This is a genomic window from Dietzia sp. CH92 (assembly GCF_032248695.1).
GTDB lineage: Bacteria > Actinomycetota > Actinomycetes > Mycobacteriales > Mycobacteriaceae > Dietzia.
In genome coordinates this window covers 143,983-170,765 of sequence record NZ_JAVHXC010000006.1, presented here as the reverse complement: position 1 = coordinate 170,765, position 26,783 = coordinate 143,983, and the positions used below count along the sequence as shown (strand labels likewise).

Below are 26,783 nucleotides of genomic sequence, written 5' to 3'. Positions count from 1 at the left end.
AACAGGACTGATCGTGGACTTCACGCGTACCGAGACCCAGGCCGCCGTCGCCGAGGCGGTGGCCGGCGCGCTGTCGACGGCCGCCCCGGCCGAGGAACTGCTCACCGCGCTGCCGAGCCGCAGTGTCGACGACGCCGGCTACGACGAGCGCCTCTGGTCGGCGTTCGCCTCCTCCGGACTGCTCTCCCTGGGCCTGCCCGCCGAGCTCGGCGGCGACGACCTCACGCCCGCCGACATCGCCGTGGTGCTCGAGGAGGTCGGCCGCGCCGGCGTCGTGATCCCCGCCCTGGAGACGCTCGGCTTCGGCGTGCTGCCGATCGTCACCCTCGGCACCCCCGCCCAGCAGAAGCGCCTGCTGGAGGGCATCGAGGACGGCCGTATCCTCACCGCCGCCGTCGGCGAGCCCGGTAACCCGCTCCCGCTCGAGCCCACCGTGCGCCTGGAGGGCGGGAAGCTCTCGGGGACCGCCACCTCCGTGCGGTTCGCGGCCCAGGCCGGCTCCGTGCTCGTGCCGGCGGCCACGCCCGAGGGTGCGGCCCTCGTCGTCGTCGCCCCCGACGCCCCCGGCGTCACCCTGACCCCCACCCTCGGCTCCCTGGGGGTGCCGGAGTACGCGATGCGGTTGGACGGCGTGGAGGTGGACGACGACGACGTGCTCCGCGGCTCGGGACCGGAGCCCGTCCTCGAGGTGTTCCGACGCCTCGTCCTGGCCGCCTGTATCGCCCACGGGGACGGTCTCGTGGCCGGCGCGCTGGACATGACGGCCGGCTACCTCAAGGAGCGGGTCCAGTTCGGCAAGCCGCTCGGCTCGTTCCAGGCGGTCCAGCAGGAGTTGGCGGACGTGTACATCGTCTCCCAGACCCTGCACGTGATCGCGCAGTCGGTGGCGTGGCGCATCGCCGAGGGGCTGACCGGCCCCGGCGACCGTTACGAGACCGACCCGGTGATCGGTGCCTACTGGCTGGCCACCGAGGGCCCGCGCGCCGTGCAGCTCATGCACCACCTCCACGGGGGCGTGGGCGTGGACGTGACGTACCCGATGTTCAAGTACTCCTCCGCGGTCAAGGACCTCGCCCGCTTCGTCGGCGGTGCCCAGCTGCACCTCGACGCGCTGGGCGCGGCGATCGCCGCCGACCCGGTGGAGCACGTGGCCCCCGCCTCCGGTGACGCCGACGCCGCCGGCACCGACGACGACGCCGCGTTCATCGACCTCACGCCCTCCCAGCGCGCCCTGCAGGCCGAGCTGCGCGAGTACTTCTCCACCCTCATCTCGCCGGAGGAGGCCGCCGACATCGCGACCACGCGCCACGGTGACACGTACGCGGAGATCATCAAGCGGATGGGCCGCGACGGCTGGCTGGGAGTGGGCTGGCCCACCGAGTACGGCGGCAAGGGCTTCGGCCACATCGAGCAGCAGATCTTCACGAACGAGGCCACCCGCGCGGACGTGCCGCTGCCCTCGGTGACCCTGCAGACGGTCGGGCCGACCCTGCAGAAGTACGGCACCGAGAAGCAGAAGGAGAAGTTCCTCCCCGGGATCCTCGACGGGACGATCCACTTCGCGATCGGCTACTCCGAGCCCGACGCCGGCACCGACCTCGCCGCCCTGCGCACCACGGCGCGCAGGGACGAGGCGACCGGTGACTGGATCATCAACGGCCAGAAGATGTGGACCACCGGCGGGCACCACGCCGACTACATCTGGCTCGCCGCCCGCACCGGCACCCCGGACTCGCGGCACCGCGGGCTGACGATCTTCATCGTCGACACCACCGACCCCGGCTTCTCCTACACGCCGATCATCACCTGCGACGGCGCCCATCACGTCAACGCCACCTACTACTCCGACGTGCGGGTGCCGGCGGACATGGTCGTGGGTGAGGTCGACGGGGGCTGGAAGATGCTCACCACCCAGCTCAACCACGAGCGCGTCATGCTCGCCCCGTCCGGGCGGCCCGGCGGCTACTACGACGAGCTCGCCCGGTGGGCCCGCGGCACCGGCGCCGACGGCGTGCGGCACCTGGACCGCCCCGAGGTGCGTCGCGGCCTGGCCGAGATCTTCGCGATCGTCCGGCTCAACGAGCTGCTCAACTGGCAGGTCTCCTCGACCGGTGACAACCCGTCGATGGGTGACTCCGCCGCGTCCAAGGTGTTCTCCACGGAGAAGATCCAGCACGTCGGCCGGATCGTCGAGGAACTGCTCGGCCGCTTCGGCGATCCCACCGATCCCGACACGGCGGCGCTGCAGCGCTGGTTCGACATGATGAACAAGCGCAACGTCGTGATCACCTTCGGCGGCGGCGTCAACGAGGTCATGCGCGAGCTGGTCTGCATGGGCGGCCTCGGCATGCCCCGCACGGCCCGCTGACCCCGCCCGCCGCACCCTCTTTCCCGGAACGAGAAGGCAACCATGAGTGACGACACCGTGACCGACGAGCGGGCCGCCCGCATCCTCGCGGCGGCCGAGGAGGTCAAGGCCTCCGGCGGCAGCGCCCGCCGGGCGGGCCGCGACCCCATCAACCTGCCGATGATCCGCAACTGGACCGAGGCCATCGGGGACACCAACCCGATCTACGAGTCCGACGAGGCGGCGCGCGAGGCCGGCCACGACGGGCTGGTGGCCCCGCCGGCGATGGCGCAGGTGTGGACCATGCGCGGGCTCGGCAAGACCCGCGAGGCCGACGACCCGCTGGGCCGCATGACCGACATCCTCGACGCCGAGGGCTTCACCTCCGTCGTGGCGACCAACTGCGACTCGACGTACCACCGCTACACCCGCCCGGGCGAGGAGGTGACCATCCAGTCGGTCCTGGTCGACGTGGTGGGCCCCAAGGTCACGGGCCTGGGCGAGGGCTGGTTCTTCACCACCCGCAACTACTGGCGCGTCGGCGACGAGGTCGTGGCGGAGATGGACTTCCGCATCCTCAAGTTCCGCCCGCCGGCCACGGCGGCGGCCCCGGCCGCGACCGAGGAGAAGATCGTCGCCAGCTCCGGCTCGGCCACCGACGACCTGGTGGTGGGCAAGGTCCTGCGCCCCTCGGTCTCGCACGACACGCAGTTCTTCTGGGACGGCGTGCGCGCGCACGAGCTGCGCATCCAGCAGCGCGAGGACGGCTCGCTGCAGCACCCGCCGGTGCCGGCGCTGTGGAAGGACAAGTCCGAGCAGACCGACTACGTCGTGTCCTCCGGTCGCGGCACCGTGTTCAGCTTCGTGGTCCACCACGCCCCGCGCGTGCCGGGCCGGACCAGGTTCCCGTTCGTGATCGCGCTGGTGGAGCTGGAGGAGGGCGTGCGCATGCTCGGTGAGCTGCGCGACGTCGACCCGGCCGAGGTGAAGATCGGCATGGAGGTCGAGGTGGAGTTCCTCGACATGCCGGGCGACGAGTCCGAGGACGCGGCCTTCGGCACCGATCCGTGGACGCTGTACGCCTGGCGACCGGCCGGCGCACCCACGGTGGATCGTCAGATGCCCGAGGTCCGGGAAGGGGCCGTCAAGTGAGCGAGAACAGTGCAGTGACCGACGTGATCTGCCCCGCCGAGCCGCCCGCCGCGCGGGTGGGGGACCGGCTGCCCGAGCTGACCATCGAGGGGACGCCGACGTTCATCGTGGCCTCCGCCCTGGCGACCCGGGACTTCCAGGACGTCCACCACGACCGCGACCTGGCCCACGCCAAGGGGTCCAAGGACATCTTCGTCAACATCCTCACCGACACCGGTCTGGTGCAGCGCTTCGTCACCGACTGGGCTGGCCAGCGCGCGCGCATCACCTCCATCAAGCTGCGCCTGGGCGTGCCCTGGTACGCCTACGACACGCTGACCCTCACCGGCGAGGTCACGGACGTCGCCGACGACGGGCTGGTCACGGTGAAGATCGTCGGCACCGACTCGCTGGGCGCGCACGTCACCTCGACGGCGACCCTCTACATGAACGGAGACCCGCAGTGAGCTCCCTCGCGGACAAGGCGTCGATCGTCGGGATCGGTGCCACCGACTTCTCCAAGGACTCCGGACGCTCCGAGCTGCGGCTCGCCGCCGAGGCCGTGCAGGCCGCCGTGGCGGACGCCGGGCTCGAGCCCTCGGACGTGGACGGCCTGGTGTCGTTCACCATGGACACCAACACCGAGATCGCCGTGGCCCGCGCCGCCGGGATCGGGCACCTGAACTTCTTCTCCCGCATCCACTACGGCGGCGGCGCCGCGTGCGCGACCGTGCAGCAGGCGGCGATGGCCGTCGCGACGGGTGTCGCGGAGGTCGTGGTCTGCTACCGAGCGTTCAACGAGCGCTCCGGGATGCGGTTCGGCCAGGTCAACTCGGCGCTGGTGCACCAGGTCAACTCCTCGGGCACGGACAACGCGTTCTCCTACCCGCACGGCCTGTCCACCCCGGCCGGCTTCGTGGCGATGGTCGCGCAGCGGTACATGCACGAGTACGGCGCCACGAGCGAGGACTTCGGTCGCGTCGCGGTGGTGGACCGCAAGCACGCCGCGGTCAACCCGGCGGCGTTCTTCCACGGCAAGCCCATCACGCTGGAGGAGCACCAGGCCTCGCGCTACATCGCCGAGCCGCTGCACCTGCTGGACTGCTGCCAGGAGTCGGACGGCGGCCAGGCGATCGTCGTGACCACGCCCGAGCGGGCCCGCGACCTGCCGCACACGCCGGTCTCGATCGCTGCGGCGGCGTCGGGTTCCGGGCCGGATCAGTACATCATGACCTCGTACTACCGCCCCGAGCTCGCGGGACTGCCGGAGATGGGGATCGTGGGCGACCAGCTGTGGAACCAGTCCGGCCTGCGGCCCGAGGACATGGACATGGCGGTGCTGTACGACCACTTCACCCCGTACGTCCTCATGCAGCTCGAGGAGCTGGGCTTCTGCGGGCGTGGCGAGGCCAAGGACTTCGTCCGCGAGCCCGGCGCACTCGAGGTGGGCGGCCGGCTGCCGCTGAACACCCACGGCGGCCAGCTGGGCGAGGCGTACATCCACGGGATGAACGGCATCGCCGAGGGCGTGCGCCAGCTGCGCGGCGACTCGGTCAACCAGGTGCCGGGCGCGGAGAAGCTGCTCGTCACCGCCGGCACCGGCGTGCCCACCTCCGGGCTCGTCCTCACCGTCTGAGCGACTCCGCGGGAACGCACATCACATATATGTGATCGGGCTATGGTGGTCCCATGACCACCCTCAGCCCGGCCTCCGCCCCCGCCCCCGGGGAGGTCCGCGGCCCCACCCTCCACGACGTCGTGGGGGACGCCGCGTTCCTCGTCGGGGCGCCCCGGCGCTTCCTCATGGAGATCGCCCTGCGGCCGGTCGGGCACGGGGTGGCCGACCACAGCAGGGCGCTCCGCGACCCGGTCGGCCGGTTCCGCAACACCACCGCCTACATCTACCTCGTGGCGTTCGGCACCCCGGCCGAGCGGGAGGCCGTCATCCGCATGGTCAACCGCGCCCACCGGCCCGTCCGGTCGTCGCCCGGGGCCGAGGTCGGGTACTCGGCCTTCGACCCCGAGCTGCAGCTCTGGGTGGCCGGGTGCATGTACTACGGCGGCCGGGACATGTGGCAGCGCATGTTCGGACCGTTGGACGACGCGGCGGCGGAGCGTCTGTACCGCGAGTTCCAGACCTACGGCACCTCGCTACAGGTGCCGCCGGAGGCGTGGCCGGCCGACCGCGCCGCCTATGACGCCTATGTCGCCCGGACCCTGGACGGGATCCGGATCGACGAGCGGGTCCGCGACTACGGCGCCCGGCTGCTGGACCCCTCGGGGCATCCGCTGCCCGTCCGGCCGGTGTTCCGTCTCCTGCGCTTCGTCACCATCGGGTTGCTCCCGGCGCAGTTGCGTGACGCGTACGGCTTCGCGTGGAGCCCGGCTGACGAGCGCCGGTTCGCCAGGCTCATGGCGGTCGGCGCGCGGCTGCACCGCCGGACGCCGCGGAGGATCCGCGAACTGCCCAAGGACCTGCTGCTGCGGGCGTCGCGGAAATCCGTGGCCGCGCACGCCTGACCCGGGCCGGGCGCCCGCTCAGCCGCGGAGGCAGCCCCGCACGAACGAGCCGATGTCACGCACCGCCACGCGCGCCTCGGGCACCAGCGGGTGGAACACCTGGAACACGTGGAACTGGTCGGGCCACAGCTGGAACTCGTGCCGGACGCCGTGCTCGGCGAAGTTCTCCGCCATTTGTTCGATCCCGCCGCGGAAGATCTCCTGGCCCCCGCACTGGATGAGGAACGGCGGCCAGGCCGGCGACGGCTCGTAGTTGATCGGGGAGATCGCCGGGTCCGAGGGGTCCACGCCGGGCGCGTACTGCCGCCGGCACAGCTCCGCCAGCCCCAGCGCGAGGAACGGGTCCTTGCGCTCCCGGTCCCGCGCGGACATGTCCGTGAAGTCCAGGTCGATCCACGGCGAGAGCAGGACGACGCCCGCCGGCATCGGGGCCCCCGTCCGTTCGAGGTGGGCCACGAGCTGCATCGCCAGGTTGCCCCCGGCCGAGTCCCCCGCCACCACGATGTTCTCCGGCGGGAAGCCCATCTCGGTCAACCAGTCCCACCCGGCGATGGTGTCCTCGGTCGCCGCGGGGTGCGGGTGCTCGGGGGCGAGACGGTAGTCGGGCAGGAACACCGGGACGCCGGTCTCGCTCGCGATCCGCGAGGCCAGCGCCTTGTGTGACCAGGGCGATCCGAACGTGAAGCCGCCGCCGTGGATGTGGTAGATCACGGTGTCGGAGTCGAAGAACCGCTTCCGTCCGACCCACAGTCCGGGCACCGGCCCGTCGGACGACCAGTCGTTCGTGCTCTCCAGGGCGGCCGCGCGCCCGGCGCCCGAGGTGAGGGTGCGGAGCCTGCCGAGCGAGGCGTCGGTCGCGGGCATCCGGTCCAGTGCCGGCCGCACGAACACGCGCAACGCCTCGGCGAGCCCGCGGGAGCGCAGGGTGCCCTGCCGGGCCGGGCCCTGGAGGACGGGGCCCCGCCGGGACGGGCGGTCGGCCTCCGGCTCGGACGACCGGCGGCCGTCGCGGGGGACGTCGCCGGACCCGGTCGAGCGAGGCAGTCTCAGGCCGCCGTCGTACGGCGGGCCGGGGTGACGGGGCCGTGTTCCGCTCATGTGCGCAATGTAGACGCTTGACCGACGTGGGTCACCCCTCACCGTGCCCGAGGGTATGTCTGATCCTGGAACTTGTTACAGTTATCCGCGATTAGCGCTGCTCAGCCGCTGGTCTGGACATGAGAACAAGTTCAGGCCACAATGTGAGAGCAGACACACACCCCCGCCCTTTAAGGACCAGCCCCGATGACCGACGCCGTTGCCGCTCAGTCCACCGACCCCCTCGCCGGAACCAATCCGGACATGAACGAGGCCGCCGTGTTCGAGGCCGTGGTCGACAAGATCCCGGACAACCTCCTGCTCACCATGGACGGCGTCGATCACACGTACCGGCAGATCGACGATCTCGCCAACCGGCTGGGTCACCTGCTCAAGGCCCACGGCGCGGAGCCGCGCAGCCACGTGGCGCTGTACATGAAGAACAGCGCGGAGCACCTCGCCGCCATCGTCGCCTCCAAGAAGATCCGCGTGGCCGGGATCAACGTCAACTACCGCTACACCCCGGCGGAGCTCGTCTACCTGTTCAACGACTCGCAGTCGGTCGCCGTGCTGGTGGACGCCGAGTTCGCCGAGACGATGGCCGCGGCCGTGCCCCAGCTGACCGCGACCAGGACCGTGCTCGCCGTGGGCGGCGTCCAGCAGGTCCTCGCCGACGCGTGTGAGGCCGCCGGGCTCACCCTGGTGGACGTCGACGCCGAGCTGCCGGCGCAGTCGGCGGAGCGCGACTTCGAGCCCGCCCGCGGTGACGACCACTGGATCGTCTACACCGGCGGCACCACCGGGTTCCCCAAGGGCGTCCAGTGGAAGATGTCGGACTACTACTACGCGTGCCTGTCGGGCGGTAACCCCTACGGCGACAAGCGGCACAGCCCGCAGGAGGTCGCGGACAACGTCTCGCCCGAGGGCGGGTTCCGCATCGTCATCTCCGCCCCGCTCATGCACGGCGCGGGCCTGTTCACTCTGCTGACCTTCGTCAACCTGGGTGGCCACCTCATCATGTTCCGGGACTTCAACCCGGAGGCGATCGTCGACGCGCTCGCCGAGTACAAGGCGCAGATGCTCGTGTTCGTGGGCGACGGCATGGGCGTGCCCATCACCGACGCGCTGCTCGAGGCCAACAAGACCAAGGACTTCAGCGCGCTGTTCATGGTCGCCTCCGGCGGCGGCATCTGGTCCAAGCCCTCGCGCGACCGCCTGCACGAGGCGTTCCCCAACATCATCATCCGCGACAACTTCGGCGCCTCCGAGACGGGCAACGACGGCGAGATGAACCTCAACGAGGACGGCGAGATGCTGCTGGCGCCCTCCCCGCGCCTCGGCCTCATCGACGAGTCCAACCAGCCGGTCGAGCCGGGCTCCGACGTGATCGGGTACATCGTCCGCCGCGGCCACGTTCCGCTCGGCTACTGGAACGACCCTGAGAAGACCGCCAAGACCTTCCCCGAGGTCGACGGTCAGCGGGTCGCGGTGCTCGGTGACATGGGCCAGCTCCGCGAGGACGGCACCATCGTGTTCCTCGGCCGCGGCTCCGGCTGCATCAACACCGGCGGCGAGAAGGTGTTCCCGGAGGAGGTCGAGCAGGCGCTCAAGGCGCACCCGGCCGTCCACGACGCGCTGGTCGCCGGCGCCCCCGACCCGCGGTTCGGCCAGAAGGTCGCCGCCGTCGTGTCCTTCCGCGAGGGCCAGCACGCCGAGTACGAGGAGCTCGCCGCGTTCCTGCGCGAGTCCCTGGCCAACTACAAGGTCCCCAAGGTGATCGTGGACGTCCCCGAGATCCGCCGTTCGCCCGCGGGCAAGGCCGACTACAAGTGGGCCAAGGAGACGATCTCGACCGACTGACGTCGCACCGCGACGCCTCACCCGGCCGGGTCCGCAGCAGCGGGCCCGGCCGCGGTCATCGTTCGGCGAGGATGCGCTCCACCGCGCCCATCGGCACCGGCACCCACCCGGGGCGGTTGCGCGACTCGTAGACCACCTCGTACAGGGCCTTGTCCAGCGTGTACGCCCGCAGCAGGGCGCCGGTGTCCCGGGGGTCGGAGTCGCTGACCTCGGCGTACCCCGAGCAGAAGGCGTCCACGTTGCGGTCCCGCCACTCGCGGGCCCGGAAGCGCAACTGGCGGTCCTCCACGCCGACGAGCGTGTGCTGGGCCGCGTAGTCGAGACTGCGCAGGATGCCCGCCACGTCGCGGGCCGGCGAGTCCGGCACCCGCCGCTCGGCCAGCGGCGCGGCGGGCTCGCCCTCGAAGTCGATCACGATCCAGCGATCCGGCGCCCGCAGGGTCTGCCCGAGGTGCAGGTCCCCGTGGATGCGGTGGACCCGCACGGGCCCGGAACCGGCGACCTCGTCGAACACCGCACGGGCCGCGTCGGCGAACGGCGCCAGGTCCGGCACCTCGGAGATCGCCGCGTCCAGCCGCGCCCGCATCGAGGCCACGAGGTCGGTGCCGTCCCGGGCCGTCACGCCCGTCGCGGCCGCGAGGTCCTCGTGCACCTGCGCCACCGCCGCGCCGAGCCGACGGGCCTCGTCGGCGAAGTCGGTGCCCACCTCCTCGGCCAGGAGGTCGGCCTCGGCGAACAGGTCCCGCACGCTCGCCGTGGCCATGGCCCACCCGTCGGCCGCGCCCGCCATGAACTCCTGGGCCATGGCCAGCGTGGTGGGCCCGGCCCCGGCCTCGCCCACCCCGTCGTCGTCGCCGTCCTCGCGCAGTTCCACCCAGCCCCGCAGCGGCGCCACGGCCGGGCAGTCCCGGTCGGCCAGCGCGGCGTGGAGCTCCACGTCGGGGTTGACCCCCGGCTGGACCAGACGGAACAGCTTGACCATGAGGTCGTCGCCGAACACGAGCGAGGAGTTGGACTGCTCGCCCTCGAGCAGCCGCCCCCACGTGGGTTCGGGCACGCCCGCGTCGCCGGCGAGACGGAAACGCAGACCCCCGACCTCGGCCTGCTCGCCGAGGTGGCGCAGCAGCGACGCGGTGCCGCGGGGGTCACGCAGCCCGTCGTAGACCACCGGGGTGGCGCCCTCGGGGGTCAGCGGGAACGCGCGGCGGTCACCGGGGAGTTCGTGGGCGGTGGCGATGGGCACCTGGTAGCGCTGGGGGCGGCCGTCCACCTCGAGGTCCACGAGCAGGTGCTCCACGAGGACCTCGGGATCGTCGAGCATGACGGCCCGCCGGGTGACCCGCACGCCGGTCAGCTCGAGCCCCTTGCCGGCGAACCAGCGCTGTTCGGGCAGCCAGTCGGTGAGGAGCCGGGCCAGGGTGGTGTCGTCGACCGGGGTGATGCTCATGACGGTCCCTCCTCCGGGCTGCGCAGCTCGAGCCAGTAGAAGCCGTACCCGGGCAGCGTGAGCTGGTAGGGGTCGGCGTCGATCTCGGGGAACGGCACCCCGCCGGTGAGCTCGACGGGCTGGCGGCCCGCGAACTCGGTGAGATCCAGGCGGACGGCCTGGGGGAAGCGGGACAGGTTGTTGACGCACAGGATCACGTCGGGCCCGTCGCCGGCGGCGTCGAGCGTGCGCAGGTAGGACAGGATCGAGGGGTTGGATCCGCCGAGGTCGGTGAACTCGCCGAGGCCGAACGCGCGGTGGCTCTTGCGGACGTGGATCATCCGCCGGGTCCAGTGCAGCAGGCTCGCGGTGGAGTTCATCTGCGCCTCGACGTTGACGCCCTGGTAGCCGTACTGCGGGTCCATGATCACCGGCAGGTAGAGGCGGCCCGGGTCGCAGCGGGAGAATCCGGCGTTGCGGTCGGGGCTCCACTGCATGGGCGTGCGGACGGCGTCGCGGTCGCCGAGCCAGATGTTGTCGCCCATGCCGATCTCGTCGCCGTAGTAGAGCATCGGCGAGCCGGGCAGGCTGAGCAGCAGGGCGGTGAACAGCTCGAGCTGGTTGGTGTCGCCGTCGAGCAGCGGGGCCAGGCGGCGGCGGATGCCGATGTTGGCCTTCATCCGCGGGTCCTTGGCGTACTCGGCGTACATGTAGTCGCGTTCCTCGTCGGTGACCATCTCGAGGGTGAGCTCGTCGTGGTTGCGCAGGAAGATCGCCCACTGCGCCGAGGAGGGGATGTCGGGGGTCTGGGCGAGGATCTCGGTGACGGGGAAGCGGGACTGGCGGCGCACGGCCATGAAGATCCGCGGCATGAGCGGGAAGTGGAACGCCATGTGGCACTCGTCGCCCACCTCGGGCTCGCCGTAGTAGTCCACCACGTCGTCGGGCCACTGGTTGGCCTCGGCGAGCAGCACGCGTCCCGGGTACTCCTCCTCGACCACGGCGCGGCACTTGCGCAGGAACTCGTGGGTCTCGGGCAGGTTCTCGCAGTTCGTGCCGTCGCGTTCGAAGAGGTACGGCACGGCGTCCAGGCGGAACCCGTCGATGCCCAGGTCCAGCCAGAACCGCAGGACGTCGATCATCGCCTCCTGGACCTCGGGGTTGTCGTAGTTGAGGTCGGGCTGGTGGGAGAAGAAGCGGTGCCAGTAGAACTGCCCGCGCACGGGGTCGTAGGTCCAGTTGGAGGACTCGGTGTCGACGAAGATGATGCGGGCCTCGGGGTACCGCGTGTCGTCGTCGGACCACACGTAGTAGTCGCCGTAGGGGCCCTCCGGGTCGGCGCGGGACTCCTGGAACCAGGCGTGGGTGTCGGAGGTGTGGTTCATGACGAGGTCGGTGATGACCCGGATGCCGCGGCTGTGGGCCTGGTCGAGGAACTCGACGAAGTCCTCGACGGTCCCGAACTCGGGCAGCACGGTGCGGAAGTCGCGGATGTCGTAGCCGCCGTCGCGCAGGGGGGAGTCGTAGAACGGCGGCAGCCACAGGCAGTCGACGCCGAGCCACTGCAGGTAGTCGAGCTTCTCGGTGAGTCCGCGCAGGTCGCCGGTCCCGTTGCCGTCTGAGTCGTAGAAGGCCCGCACGAGGACCTCGTAGAACACCGCGGTCTTGTACCAGTCGCGGTCGATCTCCAGCTCGGCGGCGTGGCGGTAGTCGTCGGCACTGGGCTCGACCACGTGGCCGTCGTCGGTGAGCTCGGGATCGGCGGGCCGGTGGTCGGCGGCGCGCGGGTCGGCGGGGTGGGACTCGGACGGTAGGCGCGGAGTCGGTGCCATGTGGGCGAGCCTACGGCCCCGTACGATCCGGTGCATGCGGAAAATCGACCCCGGCGAGCGGGTCCGCGGCGTGGTGCGGGCGTACCGGGACCGGCACGCCCGGCGCGCCCGTGTGCTCGCGTCGAGGCTCGAGGGCGACGACGACGAGGTGGTCCTCCGCCCGTGGGAGCTGCGGTTGCCGAGGTCGGTCGTCTACGCGGCGGCCCGGAGCAGGGGGTGGGAACCGGTCGGGGGCCCGCGGGCTCTGGTGCAGCGTGGCCCGTGGCTCGAGCCGATGCACTTCGTCCGCGGCCGGGGCGCGCACCCGGCGGGGGACGGGCGGTGAGCCCCGGCTGGGCGCTCACGCTGACGGCGCTGCTCCCGCTGCTCGCGTGGGGGATCGCCGCCGCGGTGGTGGCCGTGCGCCGGTGGTGGCGGCGCCGGGGGGACGAGCGCACGCGCGCCCTGCGGCTGGCCCGGATGCTCGGTGGTGCGGACCTCGTCGTCGTCCCCACCTCGGACGTCGACCTGTCCGAGCCCACGGTCCTGGCCGTCGCCGCCGACGCCGGGTACCGGCTCGTCGGGTACGAACGCGCGGACACCCCGCTGCGGCGGCGGGTCGGGGTGTTCGTGCGCATCGGCGGTGAGGTCGACGTGGTGGTCAGAGGTGTGCCCACATCCCGGTAGCGTGACCCGCATGCGCATCGGGATGGCTCTGAACTACAGCGGCGGGTTCGCCGAGACGGCCGCGGAGGCCGCCGACCTGGAGAGGGCGGGGCTGGACATCGCGTTCGTCCCGGAGGCGTACTCGTTCGACGCGGTGAGCCAGCTCGGTTACCTCGCCGCCAAGACCTCCACGATGGAGCTCGCGTCGGGGATCCTGCAGATCTACACGCGCACGCCCACCCTCACCGCGATGACCGCCGCCGGGCTGGACTTCGTCTCCGACGGCCGCTTCACCCTGGGCCTGGGCGCCTCCGGGCCGCAGGTCGTGGAGGGGTTCCACGGGGTGAAGTACGACGCGCCGCTGGCCCGCACGCGCGAGATCATCGAGATCTGCCGCACGGTGTGGCGCCGCGAGAAGGTCGTCCACGACGGGAAGAAGTACCAGATCCCGCTGCCCGCCGACCAGGGGACCGGGTTGGGCAAGCCCCTCAAGCTCATCAACCACCCGGTGCGGGAGGACATCCCGATCGTCCTGGCCGCCCTGGGGCCGAAGAACGTCGAGCTGGCCGCCGAGGTCGCGAACGGCTGGCAGCCGCTGTTCTTCCACCCGGAGAAGGCGCACGTCGCGTGGGGCGACGCGCTGGCCGCGGGGAGGGCGAAGCGCGATCCGTCGCTCGGCGAGCTCGACGTGTACGCCGGCCCCGCCCTGGCGATCTGCGAGGAGTCCGAGGTCCCCTTCTACCTGGACCTCGTCCGGCCGCACCTGGCCCTCTACATCGGTGGCATGGGCGCGCGCGGCAAGAACTTCTACAACGAGCTGGCCCGCCGGTACGGCTACGAGGCCGAGGCGGAGCTCATCCAGGACCTGTACCTGGACGGCAAGAAGGCCGAGGCCGCCGCGGCCGTGCCCGACGAGCTGGTCCGCTCGGTCTCGCTCATCGGCCCGGCCGGGTACGTCGCCGAGCGTGTCGAGGCGTTCCGCGCCGCCGGTGCCACCACCCTCACGGTGGTCCCCATGGCCCTGGACGCCCCGGGGCGCCTGCAGTTGGTCGAGAGGTTCCGCGCCCTCTGCTGACGCCGCGCGCCCCGGCCGCGGGCGGAGATGGTCGACTTCGGCGGCACCCGCAGCGCCGCCGCCTCCGCCACCCTGGTCAGGTCGACGCGGGCTCAGGCCGCCCGCTCGCCGGCCCGCCGGGACACGGCGGCGCCGAGCAGCAGCATGCGCATCGTCCGCTCGGTGGCCTCCACCAGCAGCTGGCGCCCCTGGGCCACGGCGTCGGCGAGCGGCATGGGCACGGCCATGATGGAGGTGACCGCACCGATCCCGATGTCGTGGACGTCCGGGGCGCCCCGCCCGAGCGACCCCGCGATCGCCAGGACGGGCACCCCGGCCAGGCCGGCGCGGCGGGCCACCTCGGCGGGCACCTTCCCCCGCGGGGTCTGGAAGTCGATCGCCCCCTCGGCGGTGATGACCAGGTCGGCGGCGGCGATCTCCGCGTCCAGGTCCGAGCCGAGCATGCCGGGCGTGAGCAGCACGTCGAAGCGCGACCGCGGGGTCGCCCCGAGCCCACCGGCCAGCCCCGCGCCGAGACCGCCCGAGGCCCCGGTGCCCGGCCCGCCGCGCAGGTCCGGGCCACCGGGCGCCCCGATCCCGTCCCGGGACAGCACCCCGGCCCAGCGCTCCAGCCCGGCCTCCAGGGCCGCGACCTGCTCCGGGGTGGCCCCCTTCTGCGGGCCGAACACGCGGGCCACCCCGCGGTCACCACACAGGACGTTGGTCGGATTGCAGGCCAGCTCGACGGGCACGCGCGCCAGCCGCGGATCCAGCCCGGACAGGTCCACGCGCGCCACCCGGTGGAGGTGACGTCCGCCGTCGGGGAGCACCTCGTCGTCGTCACCCAGGATCCTCGCCCCGAGCGCGGCGAGGGCGCCCGCGCCGCCGTCGCACGTGCCGGAGTCCCCGCAGCCCACCACGACCCGCTCGGCGCCGGCGTCGAGCGCGGCGGCGATGAGCTCACCCACGCCCCGGGTCGTGGTCGCGCCCGGGTCGCGCAGGTCGTGCGGCACCAACGACAGTCCCGCGGCGGCGGCCATCTCCACCACGGCGGTGCGGGGCCCCGACCCGCCCAGCATCGCCCACGACGCGGTGACCGGTCGCCCCACCGGGCCCGTCACCACGGTCTCGTGCACGGTGCCGCCGGTGGTCGCCGCGAGGATGGACACCGTCCCCTCGCCGCCGTCGGGCACGGGCAGCGCGGTCACCCGCACGCCCGGTAGCGCCCGGCGCACGCCCGCCGCGATGGCGTCGGCGACCTCCACGGCGTCGAGGGACTCCTTGAAGCCGGACGGGGCGACGAGAATGCGATCGGGCAGGTACACGGTGATTCCTCCGGGTGAAGGGGACAAGGGCAAGGGGGGACAGGGTGGGAGCGGGGGCGCCCGGGCGCGCTCAGGGCAGGAACAGGGGCAGGCCCAGGACGGGCCACACCCACCACGCGAACGCCAGGAAGACCAGGCACATCAGCGGCGTCAGCCACGCCGACAGGCGCACCAGGTCGCCGCGCCCGAACGTGGGCGCGTCCGTCACGCCGGCGAAGATCGTCACCGGCTTGGCCGAGGACGGCAGGGTGTGACACAGGCCCGCGGCGGCGGTCGACAGCAACGCCGCCGCGACCGGGGACACCCCGACCGACGGGGCCAGGGAGATGACGATCGGCACCAGCACGGCCGAGCGCGCCGACCGGGACTGGACCACCAGGTGCGACAAGGCCGACACCACGACGACCGCCACCACGAACACCGGCCCGGCCGCCGCGCCCGAATCGGGCACGGGCGCCAGCGCCACACGCGCGAGCAGATCCGCCGCGCCCGACGTGGCCAGCGCGTGGCCGAGCGTGACGGTGGCCGCCATGAACAGCAGCAGCGACCACGGGATCTTCTTCACCGCGTCGCCCAGGGCGACCCCGCCGTACCGCGGCGACGTCACCACCAGCGCGCCGATCAGCGCGACCAGCGCCGGCGGCGCACCGTGGAGGGCCTCGGTGGACCACAGGCCGATCATCGCGGCCAGCAGCAGCGCGGTGCGCGACTGGTGCACGGTGAGCGGGCCGGTCACCCGGCCGACCCCCGCGGCCTCGAACTCCGCGGCGCCGATCCGCAGGCCCCGCCGGCGCTCGGCGGACGAGGTGAACAGCATCAGCACGAGCTCGGCCGCCAGGTGGGACGAGACCAGGGCGAGCGGCAGGCCGACGATCAGCCAGCCGGCGAAGTCGAGCTCGCCGTGCCCCGCGGCGGCGAGCAGCTGCACGGTGATGAGATGCGCGCCGGCCCCGATGAGGGACGCGACCGCGGACAGCAGGACCACCGTCGGGAAGAGCAGGGCGAGCATCCGCACCAGCGCCGGGCGGTCGGCCAGGACCCGGGCCAACGCCAGGAAGACCGGCAGGGCCAGCGCCGCCCGGCCCGAGGTGGCCGGCACCGCGAAGGCTGTCGCGACGAGTGCGGCGGTGAGCAGGTGCACCAGGCTGCGCGGCCCCCGGGCGCCGGTGACGACGAACGCCGCCGCCCGCGTGGCCAGGCCCGAGGCCGAGACCGCGAACGCGATGATGAACGCCGCGATGAGCAGCCACATCGTGTCGTCCCCGAGCGAGCCGAACAGGGCGTCGGGATCGGAGACGCCCAGCACCGTGAGGACCACCGCCGCACCGAGCGCGACGAAGGTGTCGTCGACGTCGGTGAAGACCCAGAACCACACCGCCGCCGCGAACACCGTGAGGGTGGGGACCGCGGCCGCCCCGGCGTCGGGGCCGGCCACGGCCAGGGCGGTGACGCCCGCGCCGAGGGCGACAGCCGCCGCGACCGCCCGGACGACGCGGCCGGTGGGGCGCGGCAGCGGGCGCCGGCGCCCCGGCGGGGTGCTGCGGGCATGCGGGGGCGGGCCACCGGGCCACGGGGTCCGGTGGTGAACGGTGACGGTCATGAGAGCTTGTACCCCGCCCCACGCACCGTGACGAGGCGCTGCGCACCGATCTTGCGGCGCAGCGTGCGCACGTACACGTCCACGACGTTGGAGGCCGGGTCGAAGTCGTAACCCCACGCGTGGGCGAGGATCTGCTCCCGCGACAGCACCTGGCCGGGGTGCTTGAGGAACACCTTGAGCATCGCGAACTCGCGGCTCGTCAGCTCCACCTGCCGGTCGCCGACCGTCGCGACCCGGGTGAGCAGGTCGAGGGACAGGTCCCCGTGGTGCAGCACGGGCGTCGCCTCCGCGGCCTCGCCGCCCTCGCCCAGCCGGATACGCACCCGGGCGAGGAGTTCGGCGAAGTGGAACGGTTTGGCCAGGTAGTCGTTGGCCCCCGATTCGAGCCCCAGCACCGTGTCGTCCACGGAGTCGCGGGCGGTCAGGACGACGACCGGCGTGGTGATGCCCGACCCGCGGGCGGTGGTGAGGACCTCGAACCCGTCTATGAGCGGCAGCCCGATGTCGAGGACCACCAGGTCGTGGTCGCCCGCACGCATGGCCTCGAGCGCGGAACGCCCGTCGGCGACGTGGGAGGTGACGAAGCCCGCGGCGTGCAGGCCCTTGCGCAGGAACGACACGATTCGGGCGTCGTCCTCGGCGATGAGGATGCGGTTCACGGCGTGGCCTCCTGTGGGCGGTCCGAAGCGGGGATGTCGACGGCGAACGTGGCGCCGTGACCGGGCGTGGAGTCGAGGGTGACGGTGCCGCCGTGGGCGGCCGCGATGGCGGAGACGATGGCCAGTCCGAGGCCCGCGCCGCCGGAACCGGAGGTGCCGGCCGCGCCCCGGTCGAAGCGCCGGAAGATCCGCTCGGCGTCCTCGGGGGCGACGCCGGGGCCCTCGTCCGCGACCGAGATGACCAGGCGGTACCCGGTGCCGGGCCCCTCGCCGGGCTCGTCGGCGGGACCGCCGTCCGGTCCGCCGCCCGTGACCCACCGCGAGCCGAGCCGGATCCGGTCACCGTCCGCGGTGTGGGTGACCGCGTTGGACGCCAGCTGGAGCACGGCCTGCGTGATCCGCTGCGGATCCACCACCGCCTCGCCCTCGGCGATCTCGACGAGCTCCCACCGGCGGTCGCCGAGCTGCTGGGCCTGGGACTCGATGTCGAGGAGCAACTCGGCGGCGTCGACGGGGCGGGGCCGTACGAAGTCGGGCCGTTCGGCCTTGGCCATGGTGAGCAGGTCGGAGACGATGCGCGACATCCGGTCCAGTTCGGAGTCCACCAGGCGCAGCGTCTCGGCGCGGACGGCCGGCGGGTCGTCGGGGGTCATGGTCTCCAGGTGCCCGCGGATCACCGTGATGGGCGTGCGCAGTTCGTGCCCGGCGTCGTCGACGAAGCGGCGTTGGGTGTCGTAGGCTCCCTCGATCCGGTCGAGCATCGCGTTGAACGTCTCGGCGAGCTGGGAAATGTCGTCCCGGCCCCGGACCGGCACGCGCCGGTCGAGGTCGCTCTCCTGGATCCGCTCGGCCACGCGCCTCACCTCCCGCACGGGCGCGAGGATCTGCCCGGCGACGAGGTACCCGAACAGGGCCGTCAGCGCGAGCCCGCCGAGCGAGCCCCACGCGTAGACGCGCATGGTGGCGTCCACCTCGGCGCGCTCCGGCCCGGTGAACACGGCTATCACGAACGTCGAGTCCGCGCCGGCCGCGGGGTCGGAGCCGGGCTCGCCGCCGGTGATCGTGACCTTGCCCCACCGGACCGGGCCGGCGGGGCTGTCGGTGACCCCCGACGGTTCCGCCGACGAGCGGATGACGTCGAGCAGCTCCGGGTCGGCGGCGAGGTCGTAGGGGGTGGGGTCCCCGGCCGAGCGGTCCACGGCGAACACCCGCGCCTCGTCCATGCCCAGGTGGACCTCGTTGGCGGCGGGGATCTGGCGGCTCAGGTAGAGCCGCAGGAGCCGCTCGGGGTCGTCGAACGGCCGCGCGGTCGTGGGGTCGACGCCCTCCCGGACGAACGCGCGGAACTCGTCGAGCTCCTGCACGACGTCCGCGTTGGCCGTCCGGTCGACGTCGGACATGAACAGGGCCCGCAGGGTGAGCCCCAGCGCGAGCAGCACGAGGGCGGTGGTGAGGACGATCCACCCGACGATCCGCCAGCGTGCCGGTATCGCCGTGGCATCCGCCCGTCCGGCCGCTCCCGCCTCAGTCGTCCCAGTCGTCATCGCCGTCCCCGTCGTCGTCCCACTCATCGTCCCAGTCGTCGTCGCCGTCCCGGTCGCCGCCGTAGTACGGCACCACCGGCTGGACCGGCTGGACCGGGACGGGTTGCGCGGGGCGGGCCGGGGCCGCCGGGGCGGCAGGGGCGGCAGGGGGAGCCGCCGGTCGGTCCGGGACAGCCGAGGCGGGGGGCTCGGTGCTGTCGGAGGGCTCGGTGTCGTCGGGGGTCGCGTCGCCGTCGGCCGCGGGGTCACCCGGGGTCGGGGACGACGACGAGGAGCGCCCCTGCCGGTCGGTCGGCGACTGCAGGTCGATCGAGGCGTCCTCCACCCGGACCGGCGGGGCCCCGGTGTCGGAGCTGATGGCCACGGCGCCGAGCGCGAGGCCGGCGGGGACGAGCACCACCGCCGCGATCAGTGCGAGCTTGCGTGTGAACTCAGACATGGCGGGCCCGGTCAGTCGTCGAGATCGTCGTGGTCGTCGTCGTCGTCGCGGTCGTCGTCGCGGTCGTCATCATCACGATCATCGTCGTCCCGGTCGTCCCGGTCGTCTCTGTCGTCGTCGTGGTCGTCGCTGTCCACGGCGGCCCCGCCCGCGACGCGCTCGTCCGCCTGGGCCGGCGCGGTCACGGTCACGGTGGCGGTTCCGGCGGCGGGGCTCTCGGCCGCGGGGGACCGGCCCGCGCCGCCGGCAGCACATCCCGACAGCAGGAGGACGGCGGAGGCGGACAGGGCCAGCAGGACGGCGCGGGGGCTGGTGTTCTCGGTCATGACTGCAATCCTGTGGGCCCGGCATGACGGGCTCATGAAAGCCTCATGACGGAGTCTTCATGTGCGCCCGGGAGCGTCACGGGTGACCGGTCCCGGGAACGACGACACCCCGCGGTGATCGACCGCGGGGTGTACGTCAGGGTGGCGGCGCCGGTCAGGCGAGCTCGACCACCACGTTCTTGAGCACCGGGGCGTCGTCGCGCTCCGCGACGGTGGCCGCCACGAGCAGGCGCGAGCCCTCCTCCCACACGCGGATGCGCATGGTCTCACCGGGGAAGAAGATCCCGCCGAAGGTGACGCCGTAGCCGCCGACGCGCGAGACGTCGCCGCCCAGCACCTCGTCGACGACCGCGCGCAGGACCAGGCCGTAGGAGCACAGGCCGTGCAGGATCGGGCGCGGGAACCCGGCCGCCTCGGCGAAGGCGGGGTCGGAGTGCAGCGGGTTGCGGTCGCCGCAGAGGCGGTAGAACAGCGCCTGCTGGGGCAGCGTGGCCACCTCGATGGTGTGGTCGGCCCCTCGCTCGGGGTACTCGACCTTCTCGGAGGTGCCGCGCTCGCCACCGAATCCGCCCTCGCCCTTGGCGAAGATGCCCGAGCGCGAGGTCCACAACTTCTCGCCGTCGGCGGAGACCGTCTCGGACTCCTGGATGATCACCGCGGCCGACCCTTTGTCCTGGATCTCGGCGATCCTGGTCGTCGTGGTGGCCGTCCCGGCCGCCGGGATGGGCCGGTGCAGCGTGACGGACTGGCTGCCGTGGACGACCTTCGCCAGGTCGATCTCCACGCCGGGGAACGAGACCTTCGGCGCCTCGGTGACGTTCATCGTCGCCGCGACGGTGGCGAACGACGGCAGCACCTTCGGCGCGGAGTCGTGGATGTACTCCAGCCCCGTGGTGTCCATGGGGTCGGCGGCGGCACCGACGGACAGGGCGTAGAGCGCCACGTCGGAGGCGGTCCAGGAGAACTCCTGCGAGGGCAGCTGCGCCCCGAGGGCGGTGTCGAGGTCGATCGGCACGTCAGACTCCCGTCTTCTGGGTGGTGGGGGCGGAGGCGAGCATGTGCTCGACGGCGAGGTAACCGAACACCATGGCGGGTCCGATGGTGGCGCCCGGGCCGGCGTAGGTGTGGCCCATGACGGGCGAGGACGCGTTGCCGGCGGCGTAGAGACCCTCGATCACGGAGCCGTCCTCACGCAGCACCCGGCCGTGGACGTCCGTGTTGGCGCCGCCCTTGGTGCCGAGGTCGCCGGGCACCATCTTGGCCGCGTAGAACGGGGCCTTGCGGACGGGGCCGAGGCTCGGGTTGGGCTTGTTAGTCGGGTCGCCGTAGTAGTGGTCGTAACCCGACTCGCCGCGCTGGAAGTCCTCGTCGCGGCCCTTCTCGGCGAAGCCGTTGAACCGCTCCGCGGTGCGCTCGAGGGCGTCGGCGGGCACGCCGATGAGCTCGGCGAGCTCCGCGAGGGTGTCGGCCTTGTGGAAGTTCTCCGACGCGAGCCACTTCTTGGGCAGCGGCTGCTTGGCCTGCAGGCCGGCGAAGAGGTACCGGTTCTTGTACTCCTGGTCGAAGATGATCCAGGCGGGGAGGTTCTCGGCCGGGCCCTCACCCTGGCCGTACTCGCCGCCGTACATCTTGTGGCCGGCCTCGACGTAGGGCAGCGACTCGTTCATGAAGCGCTCGCCGCGCGGGTTGACCATGAACGAGCAGGGCAGGGACCGCTCGGCCAGTGCGAACCACGGCCCGCGCGGCAGCATGATGGTGGGGCCCCACCAGGCGTCCTCCATGAACGCGAGCTCGGCGCCGACCTTCTCCATGGCCTCGATGCCCTCGCCGGTGTTGGCGGCGGCGCCCACGGTCCAGTCGGTGGGGATGGGCTGACGCTGGTACTTGTCGCGCATCTCCTGGTTGTGCTCGAACCCGCCGGAGCCCATCACCACGCCGAGGCGCGCACGCAGCGTCATCTCCTCGCCGTTGCGGGTGACGGTGATGCCCACGACGCGCTCCTCGTTCCCGGAGCCCTCGGTGACCAGGCCGGTCATGGGGGTCTCGAGCCACACGGGCACGCCCGCGTCGAGCAGGCCCTTGCGCAGGGCGGCGATGAGCGCGCGACCCATGCCGACGATGTTCTTCCCGCGGGCCTTGGCCGCGAACATGCGCGCCGAGACCTTGATCGAGCGGCGGATGCCCTTGGTGGTGGGCCGCTGCAGCAGGTTGAGCCAGCGGTAGTCCGACTGCATGACGACCATGTTCGCCGGGGCCTTGGCGTACCCGGGCTCGAGCTTCTCGGCCTCGGAGCCGAGCTGGCGCAGGTCGAACGGCTTGGGCTCGACGGACCGGCCGCCGAGACGACCGCCGGGGGCCTCGGGGTAGTAGTCGGCGTAGTCCTTGACCCACTCGAGCTGCAGCGGGGAGTTGGCGAGCACGAAGTCCAGGACCTCGGGGCCACGGTCGACGTAGGTGTCGATCCGCTCGGCCGGCACGACGTCACCGACGATGGACTTCAGGTACGTGCGCGCGGCCTCGGGGGTGTCGAGGACACCGTCGCGCTGGAGCACCGAGTTGTTGGGGATCCACACGCCACCGCCGGAGCGGGCGGTGGAGCCGCCGTAGTGCGGGGCCTTCTCCACGAGGACCACGCTGAGGCCCTTCTTTGCTGCCGCGAGGGCGGCCGTCATGCCTGCTCCACCGCTGCCGACGACGACGACGTCGAATTCCTGGTCTGCCATGTAGAACACGTTATAGAACTGCGCGCTGTCGCGCCAGACGCCCCAGGTAGCATCCCCGTCATGCTCACTGAGGAGACCCGCGCCACTCTTGCCCAGCGACTCTGGGACGCCGAGACCGATGTCTCGCCGATCACCCCCCTGACCGATGACCATCCTGACATGGACGCGGACGACGCGTTCGAGATCCAGCTCGTCAACATCCGCCGCAAGCTCGACGCCGGCGCCGTGGTCACGGGCCACAAGGTCGGCCTCGCGTCCAAGGCGATGCAGGAGATGATGGGCGTCGACGAGCCCGACTACGGGCATCTGCTCGACACGATGGAGTACCCGGAGGGCACGCCGATCGAGGCGGCGCGCTTCTGTTTCCCGCGCGTGGAGGTGGAGGTCGGCTTCATCCTGGGCGCCGACATCCCGCCGGAGGGGTGCTCGCAGGAGGAGGCCGCCGCGGCGATCGAGTGGGTCGTCCCGTCGATCGAGCTCATCGACTCCCGCATCCGGGACTGGAAGATCAAGCTGCCGGACACGATCGCGGACAACGCGTCCTCGTGCGGGTACGTCATCGGGCAGCAGCGCGTGCGCCTGGCCGACATCGACGTGGCCGCCATCGACGCGACGCTCTACAAGAACGGGGAGTTCCTCGCCTCGGGTCGCTCGGACGCGGTGCTGGGCAACCCCCTGAACTCGGTGGGGTGGCTGGCCTCGACGGTCGCGAAGTTCGGCGTGCGCCTGCGCAAGGGCGACGTGATCCTGCCGGGCACCGCGATCCGCGCGATGGACGCGACGCCGGGCGACACGTTCCGCGCCGAGTTCGCGGGCCTGGGCGACGTGACGATGGCGTTCCGCTAACGGTCCGACGCCAGCGCGCGGCCGGCCGCCGCGGCGACGCGGGTGACCAGCGGTTCGAGCCGGGCCAGGGCGCTCTCGTCCGCCGCGCTGGCGGACAGGGCCGCGACTGCTCGCAGGCCACCGGCGCCCTCGTCGTCGTCGAACACCGGCGCGGCCACGCAGTACAACCCCGGGGTGAGCTCGGCGTGGTCCACCGCCCGCTTCTTGCGGCGGATCTCGCCGAGCTCCACGGCCAGGGCGTCGGGCGAGGTCAGGGTGGTCTCGGTCCACGCGACCATCGGTCCCTGCGCGACGCGGGCGGCGGCGTTCTCGTCGAACGCCAGCATCGCCTTGCCGACCCCCGTGCAGTACGCGGGCAGCCCGCCCCCGATCCGGGACGGCGACGGGATCGGCCGTGGCCCGTGCAGTTTGTTGAGGTAGACGACCTCGTCGCCGTGGAGCGTGGCCAGGTGGACCGTGGCCCGCGTGGCCTCGAAGAGGTGGGCGAGAAACGGCGTGAGGACCCGCCGGATCCGTTCGTACGCCGGCGAGACCGGGATCGGGTCCAGCTCGTGAACCAGTGGCCCCAGTCTGTAGCGCTGGCCGATCCGCGTCACCGCGTCGTTGCGCTCGAGCGCGTTCAGCAGACGTAGAGCGGTGGACTTTGCCAGCCCGGTCTCCCGTGCGATCTCGCTCAGCGTCATCCCCGTCCCCGCGGCCGTGACGCGCAGGACCCGGAAGGCGCGGTCGACGGGCGAGACGGGGGGTTCTGTCATGCGCCGAGTCTAGCGTGCCACTCCGACAGCCGGGCCGGCCGTGTTCGAACTCTTGTGCGCCCCGGCGCCCGGGGGTAGTATCGAACTATAGTTCGAGATTGTCCGGTGGGGGCCGGGTGACGGGGGGATTATGACGACGACGACGAGGGGTCCGCTGTCGGCGGTGCCGGATGCGCTGGGCGGGTTGGACAGGGCGGCGGTGAGCGAGGCGGCGCGGTCGGCGACGCTGGCGCAGAACCGGGCGGGGGCGATGCGGCTGGAGGCGGCGTGTGCGCTGGTGGAGCACTTCCGCCGCGATGCCGAGGCCCGGGAGGGCTCTCCGGCCGACTCCGACTCAGGCGCTGGTGCGCGGCGGTCGCGGCGGGGGTACGCGCGGCTGGATCCGCAGGCGCGGGCGCGTGATCATCTGGTGGCGGCGTGTCAGTTGACGTGCTGGCATGCCGCGCGTCTGGTGACCGCGGGGGTGCAGGTGCACACGCGGTTGCCGCGGTTGCGGGCGGTGGTCGGGCGCGGTGAGGTGCCGGAGGCGTTGGCGGTCGATCTGGCGTGCCGGTTGGCCGAGGTGCCCGACGCGATCGTGGGCGATGTCGAGGACGAGGTGACCGCCCGCATCGCCGAGGACCTCTCGGGCGGGGACCGGCCCGGTCGCGGCGCGGTGGAGTCGATGATCGCCGACGCGGTGGCCCGGTGTGACCCGGACGCGGCGCGGGCGGCGACGGAGGCGGCGGTCAGGGCGCGGGCGGTGCGGTTTCGGCGCGCCCGCGCGGGCATGACCACCCTGTGGGCCGTGTTGCCGGCCGAGGACGCGGAACTGCTGCGCCTGCGCATCGAGACCGACGCGGCCACCGCGGCCGCCGACGGGCGCCGGGGCGGCATCGATCAGTTGCGGGCGGACGCCCTGGTCGCCCTGGCCGTCTATGCCGCCACCGGCGCGGGCGCGGGCGCGGGCGCGGGTGGCGGTGGCGAGGTGGTCGAGGGGATCGAGCTCGGGGAGGTGCGCGCGGGGGCGGATCTGCCCCGCCCCGGTCTGGCCAACGCCGCGGCGGCGGGCCAGCCGATCCGCATCTCGGTGATCGCCGCTGCCGCGAAGGGGCTGGCGAACCGGGTGGAGTTCGTGCACGGCACCTACTCCGGTTACGAGTGGTTGTGTCGGGAGTTGCTCGCAGGGGAGCAGGCCCGGGTGCGGTTCGAGGTCCTCGACCCGGCCCCCGGCGCGATGGACGGCCCCGAGCACGCATTGCGGTACGTGATCACCCCGGCGATGGCCGAGCGGATCCGGTTGCGCGACGGAACGTGCCGCCACCCGGGGTGTGCGGTCCGGGCCGAGGACTGCGATATCGATCACGTGATCGCGTTCAACCGGCGGGAGCCGCAGCTGGGTGGTCCGACGATGGAGTGGAACCTGGTGTGTCTGTGCCGCAAGCACCACCGGGAGAAGACGTTCGGTACCAACTTCTACCGCACCGGCCCGCTGGGGGAGCTGATCATCGCCACCGACACCGGACACGAGCACCGAACCCGGCCCACCGGGCCGCTGGCGCGGGCGCGCGATGCGATCCTCGAACGCCACCTCGACGCCTGGGCCGACCGGCTCATCGGCCCCGACGGATACCTGCGCAACCCGCCCGGCGCCGCCCGGGACCACTGGCGCCGCAACCGCCCGGCATGAGTGCGGCAGCCGGTAGCGGATGCGTGCCGTTCAGTGGCACATTCGATTGTGGCGCGTGTGTGGGTCGGGCGAGACTGCTCGTATGACAGAGAAGACCACACTCACCGCCGCGATCGTGGGGTCCGGCAACATCGGCACCGACCTCATGTACAAGCTCGAGCGCAGTGAGTACATCGAGCCCAAGTGGATGATCGGTATCGACGCCGAGTCCGAGGGCATGAAGCGCGCTGCCGAGCACGGCCTCATCTGCATGGCCGGCGGCGCCGACGAGCTGCTCGCCTCCATCGAGGCCGGCGGCGAGAAGCCCGACCTGCTCTTCGAGGCCACGAGCGCGTACGTGCACAAGGAGTACGCGCCCAAGTACGAGGCCGCCGGCATCGTCGCCATCGACCTGACGCCCGCTGCCGTCGGCCCCATGGTGATCCCGCCCGCCAACCTCCGCGAGCACCTCGACGCCCCCAACACCAACATGGTCACCTGCGGCGGCCAGGCCACCATCCCGATGGTCCACGCCGTGTCCTCCGTCGTGCCGGTCGACTACGCCGAGATCGTCGCCTCGGTCTCCAGCGAGTCCGCGGGCCCCGGCACCCGGGCCAACATCGACGAGTTCACGCAGACCACCAAGATGGCCATCGAGAAGGTCGGCGGCGCCAAGCAGGGCAAGGCGATCATCATCCTCAACCCGGCCGAGCCGCCGATGATCATGCGCGACACCATCTTCTGCTCGATCCCCGAGGACGCGGACCACGACCTCATCACCACCGCCATCCGCAAGCGGGAGAAGGAGATCCAGGAGTACGTCCCGGGCTACCGGCTGCTCCAGGAGCCGCAGTTCGACCCGCCCACCGAGATCACCGGCGGCATGGCCCGCGTCGCGATCTTCGCCGAGGTCGAGGGCGCCGGAGACTTCCTGCCGCCGTACGCGGGCAACCTCGACATCATGACCGCCGCCGCCGCGAAGGTGGGCGAAGAGATCGCCAAGAGCAAGCTCGGAGTGTGACAGAC

The 26,783-nt window shown here is 72.3% G+C and carries 24 protein-coding genes and 1 pseudogene; 13 read left to right on the top strand and 12 right to left on the bottom strand.

Annotated features, from left to right (window positions below; genetic code table 11):
• Positions 1-13: 13 nt before the first annotated feature.
• The 6 genes and pseudogenes from RWK90_RS13585 to RWK90_RS13560 form a co-directional block, all read left to right on the top strand.
• A pseudogene (locus RWK90_RS13585) lies at positions 14-1,084 on the top strand (acyl-CoA dehydrogenase family protein); the annotation flags it as partial.
• Positions 1,085-1,147: 63 nt separating this feature from the next.
• Positions 1,148-2,368 (top strand): acyl-CoA dehydrogenase family protein, encoded by a 1,221-nt coding sequence (locus tag RWK90_RS13580; protein ID WP_314038223.1) that lies wholly within the window; start codon positions 1,148-1,150, stop codon positions 2,366-2,368.
• Positions 2,369-2,410: 42 nt separating this feature from the next.
• On the top strand, positions 2,411-3,499 hold the full coding sequence (locus RWK90_RS13575) for a bifunctional MaoC family dehydratase N-terminal/OB-fold nucleic acid binding domain-containing protein (RefSeq protein ID WP_314038142.1): 1,089 nt from the start codon (positions 2,411-2,413) through the stop codon (positions 3,497-3,499).
• Complete coding sequence (locus RWK90_RS13570) at positions 3,496-3,945, top strand: MaoC family dehydratase (protein ID WP_396230341.1); 450 nt, start codon at positions 3,496-3,498, stop codon at positions 3,943-3,945. Before RWK90_RS13575 ends, RWK90_RS13570 begins: the two co-directional genes overlap by 4 nt.
• Positions 3,942-5,114, top strand: coding sequence for a lipid-transfer protein (locus tag RWK90_RS13565; protein WP_314038141.1), 1,173 nt, complete (start codon positions 3,942-3,944; stop codon positions 5,112-5,114). Before RWK90_RS13570 ends, RWK90_RS13565 begins: the two co-directional genes overlap by 4 nt.
• A gap of 53 nt (positions 5,115-5,167) precedes the next feature.
• Positions 5,168-5,998 (top strand): oxygenase MpaB family protein, encoded by an 831-nt coding sequence (locus tag RWK90_RS13560; protein ID WP_314038140.1) that lies wholly within the window; start codon positions 5,168-5,170, stop codon positions 5,996-5,998.
• Between the two features lie 18 nt (positions 5,999-6,016).
• Here the strand turns inward: RWK90_RS13560 and RWK90_RS13555 are convergent, their stop codons facing one another.
• A complete protein-coding gene (locus RWK90_RS13555; RefSeq protein WP_314038139.1) occupies positions 6,017-7,096 on the bottom strand; it encodes an alpha/beta hydrolase in 1,080 nt (359 codons plus the stop codon).
• A 186-nt stretch (positions 7,097-7,282) separates the two neighbouring features.
• Here RWK90_RS13555 and RWK90_RS13550 point away from each other — a divergent pair, with 186 nt between their 5' ends.
• Positions 7,283-8,935 (top strand): AMP-binding protein, encoded by a 1,653-nt coding sequence (locus RWK90_RS13550; RefSeq protein ID WP_314038138.1) that lies wholly within the window; start codon positions 7,283-7,285, stop codon positions 8,933-8,935.
• Between the two features lie 55 nt (positions 8,936-8,990).
• Here RWK90_RS13550 and RWK90_RS13545 read toward each other — a convergent pair whose 3' ends face one another.
• Together RWK90_RS13545 and treS are read right to left on the bottom strand one after the other, a co-directional pair.
• Positions 8,991-10,382 carry a maltokinase N-terminal cap-like domain-containing protein gene (locus tag RWK90_RS13545; RefSeq protein WP_314038137.1) on the bottom strand — a complete coding sequence of 464 codons (1,392 nt, stop codon included), beginning with the start codon at positions 10,380-10,382 and terminating at the stop codon, positions 8,991-8,993.
• Entirely contained in the window at positions 10,379-12,193 is a 1,815-nt protein-coding gene (gene treS, locus RWK90_RS13540) for a maltose alpha-D-glucosyltransferase (RefSeq protein ID WP_314038136.1), read from the bottom strand. Before treS ends, RWK90_RS13545 begins: the two co-directional genes overlap by 4 nt.
• A gap of 34 nt (positions 12,194-12,227) precedes the next feature.
• On the opposite strand from treS, the gene RWK90_RS13535 reads away from it, so the two are divergent.
• Genes RWK90_RS13535 through RWK90_RS13525 form a run of 3 tightly spaced genes read left to right on the top strand, consistent with a single transcriptional unit; the run spans position 12,228 to position 13,913 of the window.
• Positions 12,228-12,518: a hypothetical protein gene (locus RWK90_RS13535; RefSeq protein ID WP_314038135.1), complete on the top strand. Its 291-nt coding sequence runs from the start codon at positions 12,228-12,230 to the stop codon at positions 12,516-12,518.
• The gene (locus tag RWK90_RS13530; protein WP_314038134.1) at positions 12,515-12,859 is read left to right on the top strand and encodes a hypothetical protein; all 345 of its coding nucleotides are present in this window, start codon (positions 12,515-12,517) and stop codon (positions 12,857-12,859) included. Before RWK90_RS13535 ends, RWK90_RS13530 begins: the two co-directional genes overlap by 4 nt.
• Before the next feature lie 10 nt (positions 12,860-12,869).
• On the top strand, positions 12,870-13,913 hold the full coding sequence (locus tag RWK90_RS13525) for an LLM class F420-dependent oxidoreductase (RefSeq protein WP_314038133.1): 1,044 nt from the start codon (positions 12,870-12,872) through the stop codon (positions 13,911-13,913).
• A 92-nt stretch (positions 13,914-14,005) separates the two neighbouring features.
• Here RWK90_RS13525 and RWK90_RS13520 read toward each other — a convergent pair whose 3' ends face one another.
• From RWK90_RS13520 to kstD, 8 genes are all read right to left on the bottom strand, one after another.
• Positions 14,006-15,223, bottom strand: coding sequence for a glycerate kinase (locus RWK90_RS13520; protein WP_314038221.1), 1,218 nt, complete (start codon positions 15,221-15,223; stop codon positions 14,006-14,008).
• Between the two features lie 64 nt (positions 15,224-15,287).
• A complete protein-coding gene (locus tag RWK90_RS13515) occupies positions 15,288-16,817 on the bottom strand; it encodes an SLC13 family permease (protein ID WP_314038132.1) in 1,530 nt (509 codons plus the stop codon).
• Positions 16,814-17,476, bottom strand: a complete 663-nt coding sequence (locus RWK90_RS13510; RefSeq protein ID WP_314038131.1) for a response regulator transcription factor — start codon at positions 17,474-17,476, stop codon at positions 16,814-16,816. Before RWK90_RS13510 ends, RWK90_RS13515 begins: the two co-directional genes overlap by 4 nt.
• On the bottom strand, positions 17,473-19,020 hold the full coding sequence (locus tag RWK90_RS13505; RefSeq protein WP_314038130.1) for a HAMP domain-containing sensor histidine kinase: 1,548 nt from the start codon (positions 19,018-19,020) through the stop codon (positions 17,473-17,475). The genes RWK90_RS13510 and RWK90_RS13505 overlap by 4 nt, the downstream gene beginning before the upstream one ends.
• Entirely contained in the window at positions 19,001-19,459 is a 459-nt protein-coding gene (locus tag RWK90_RS13500; RefSeq protein WP_314038129.1) for a hypothetical protein, read from the bottom strand. Before RWK90_RS13500 ends, RWK90_RS13505 begins: the two co-directional genes overlap by 20 nt.
• An 11-nt stretch (positions 19,460-19,470) precedes the next feature.
• Entirely contained in the window at positions 19,471-19,785 is a 315-nt protein-coding gene (locus RWK90_RS13495; protein ID WP_314038128.1) for a hypothetical protein, read from the bottom strand.
• Between the two features lie 154 nt (positions 19,786-19,939).
• The gene (locus RWK90_RS13490) at positions 19,940-20,800 is read right to left on the bottom strand and encodes a MaoC/PaaZ C-terminal domain-containing protein (RefSeq protein ID WP_314038127.1); all 861 of its coding nucleotides are present in this window, start codon (positions 20,798-20,800) and stop codon (positions 19,940-19,942) included.
• A gap of 1 nt (position 20,801) precedes the next feature.
• Positions 20,802-22,508, bottom strand: coding sequence for a 3-oxosteroid 1-dehydrogenase (gene kstD, locus RWK90_RS13485; RefSeq protein WP_314038126.1), 1,707 nt, complete (start codon positions 22,506-22,508; stop codon positions 20,802-20,804).
• A gap of 60 nt (positions 22,509-22,568) precedes the next feature.
• Here kstD and RWK90_RS13480 point away from each other — a divergent pair, with 60 nt between their 5' ends.
• Positions 22,569-23,354: a 2-keto-4-pentenoate hydratase gene (locus RWK90_RS13480; RefSeq protein ID WP_314038125.1), complete on the top strand. Its 786-nt coding sequence runs from the start codon at positions 22,569-22,571 to the stop codon at positions 23,352-23,354.
• On the opposite strand, the gene RWK90_RS13475 is transcribed toward RWK90_RS13480, so the two are convergent.
• Positions 23,351-24,109: an IclR family transcriptional regulator gene (locus RWK90_RS13475; protein ID WP_314038124.1), complete on the bottom strand. Its 759-nt coding sequence runs from the start codon at positions 24,107-24,109 to the stop codon at positions 23,351-23,353. The genes RWK90_RS13480 and RWK90_RS13475 overlap by 4 nt on opposite strands.
• A gap of 130 nt (positions 24,110-24,239) precedes the next feature.
• Between RWK90_RS13475 and RWK90_RS13470 the strand changes: the two genes are divergently transcribed.
• On the top strand, positions 24,240-25,778 hold the full coding sequence (locus RWK90_RS13470) for an HNH endonuclease signature motif containing protein (RefSeq protein WP_314038123.1): 1,539 nt from the start codon (positions 24,240-24,242) through the stop codon (positions 25,776-25,778).
• An 82-nt stretch (positions 25,779-25,860) separates the two neighbouring features.
• Positions 25,861-26,778, top strand: coding sequence for an acetaldehyde dehydrogenase (acetylating) (locus tag RWK90_RS13465; protein ID WP_314038122.1), 918 nt, complete (start codon positions 25,861-25,863; stop codon positions 26,776-26,778).
• Positions 26,779-26,783 lie beyond the last annotated feature (5 nt).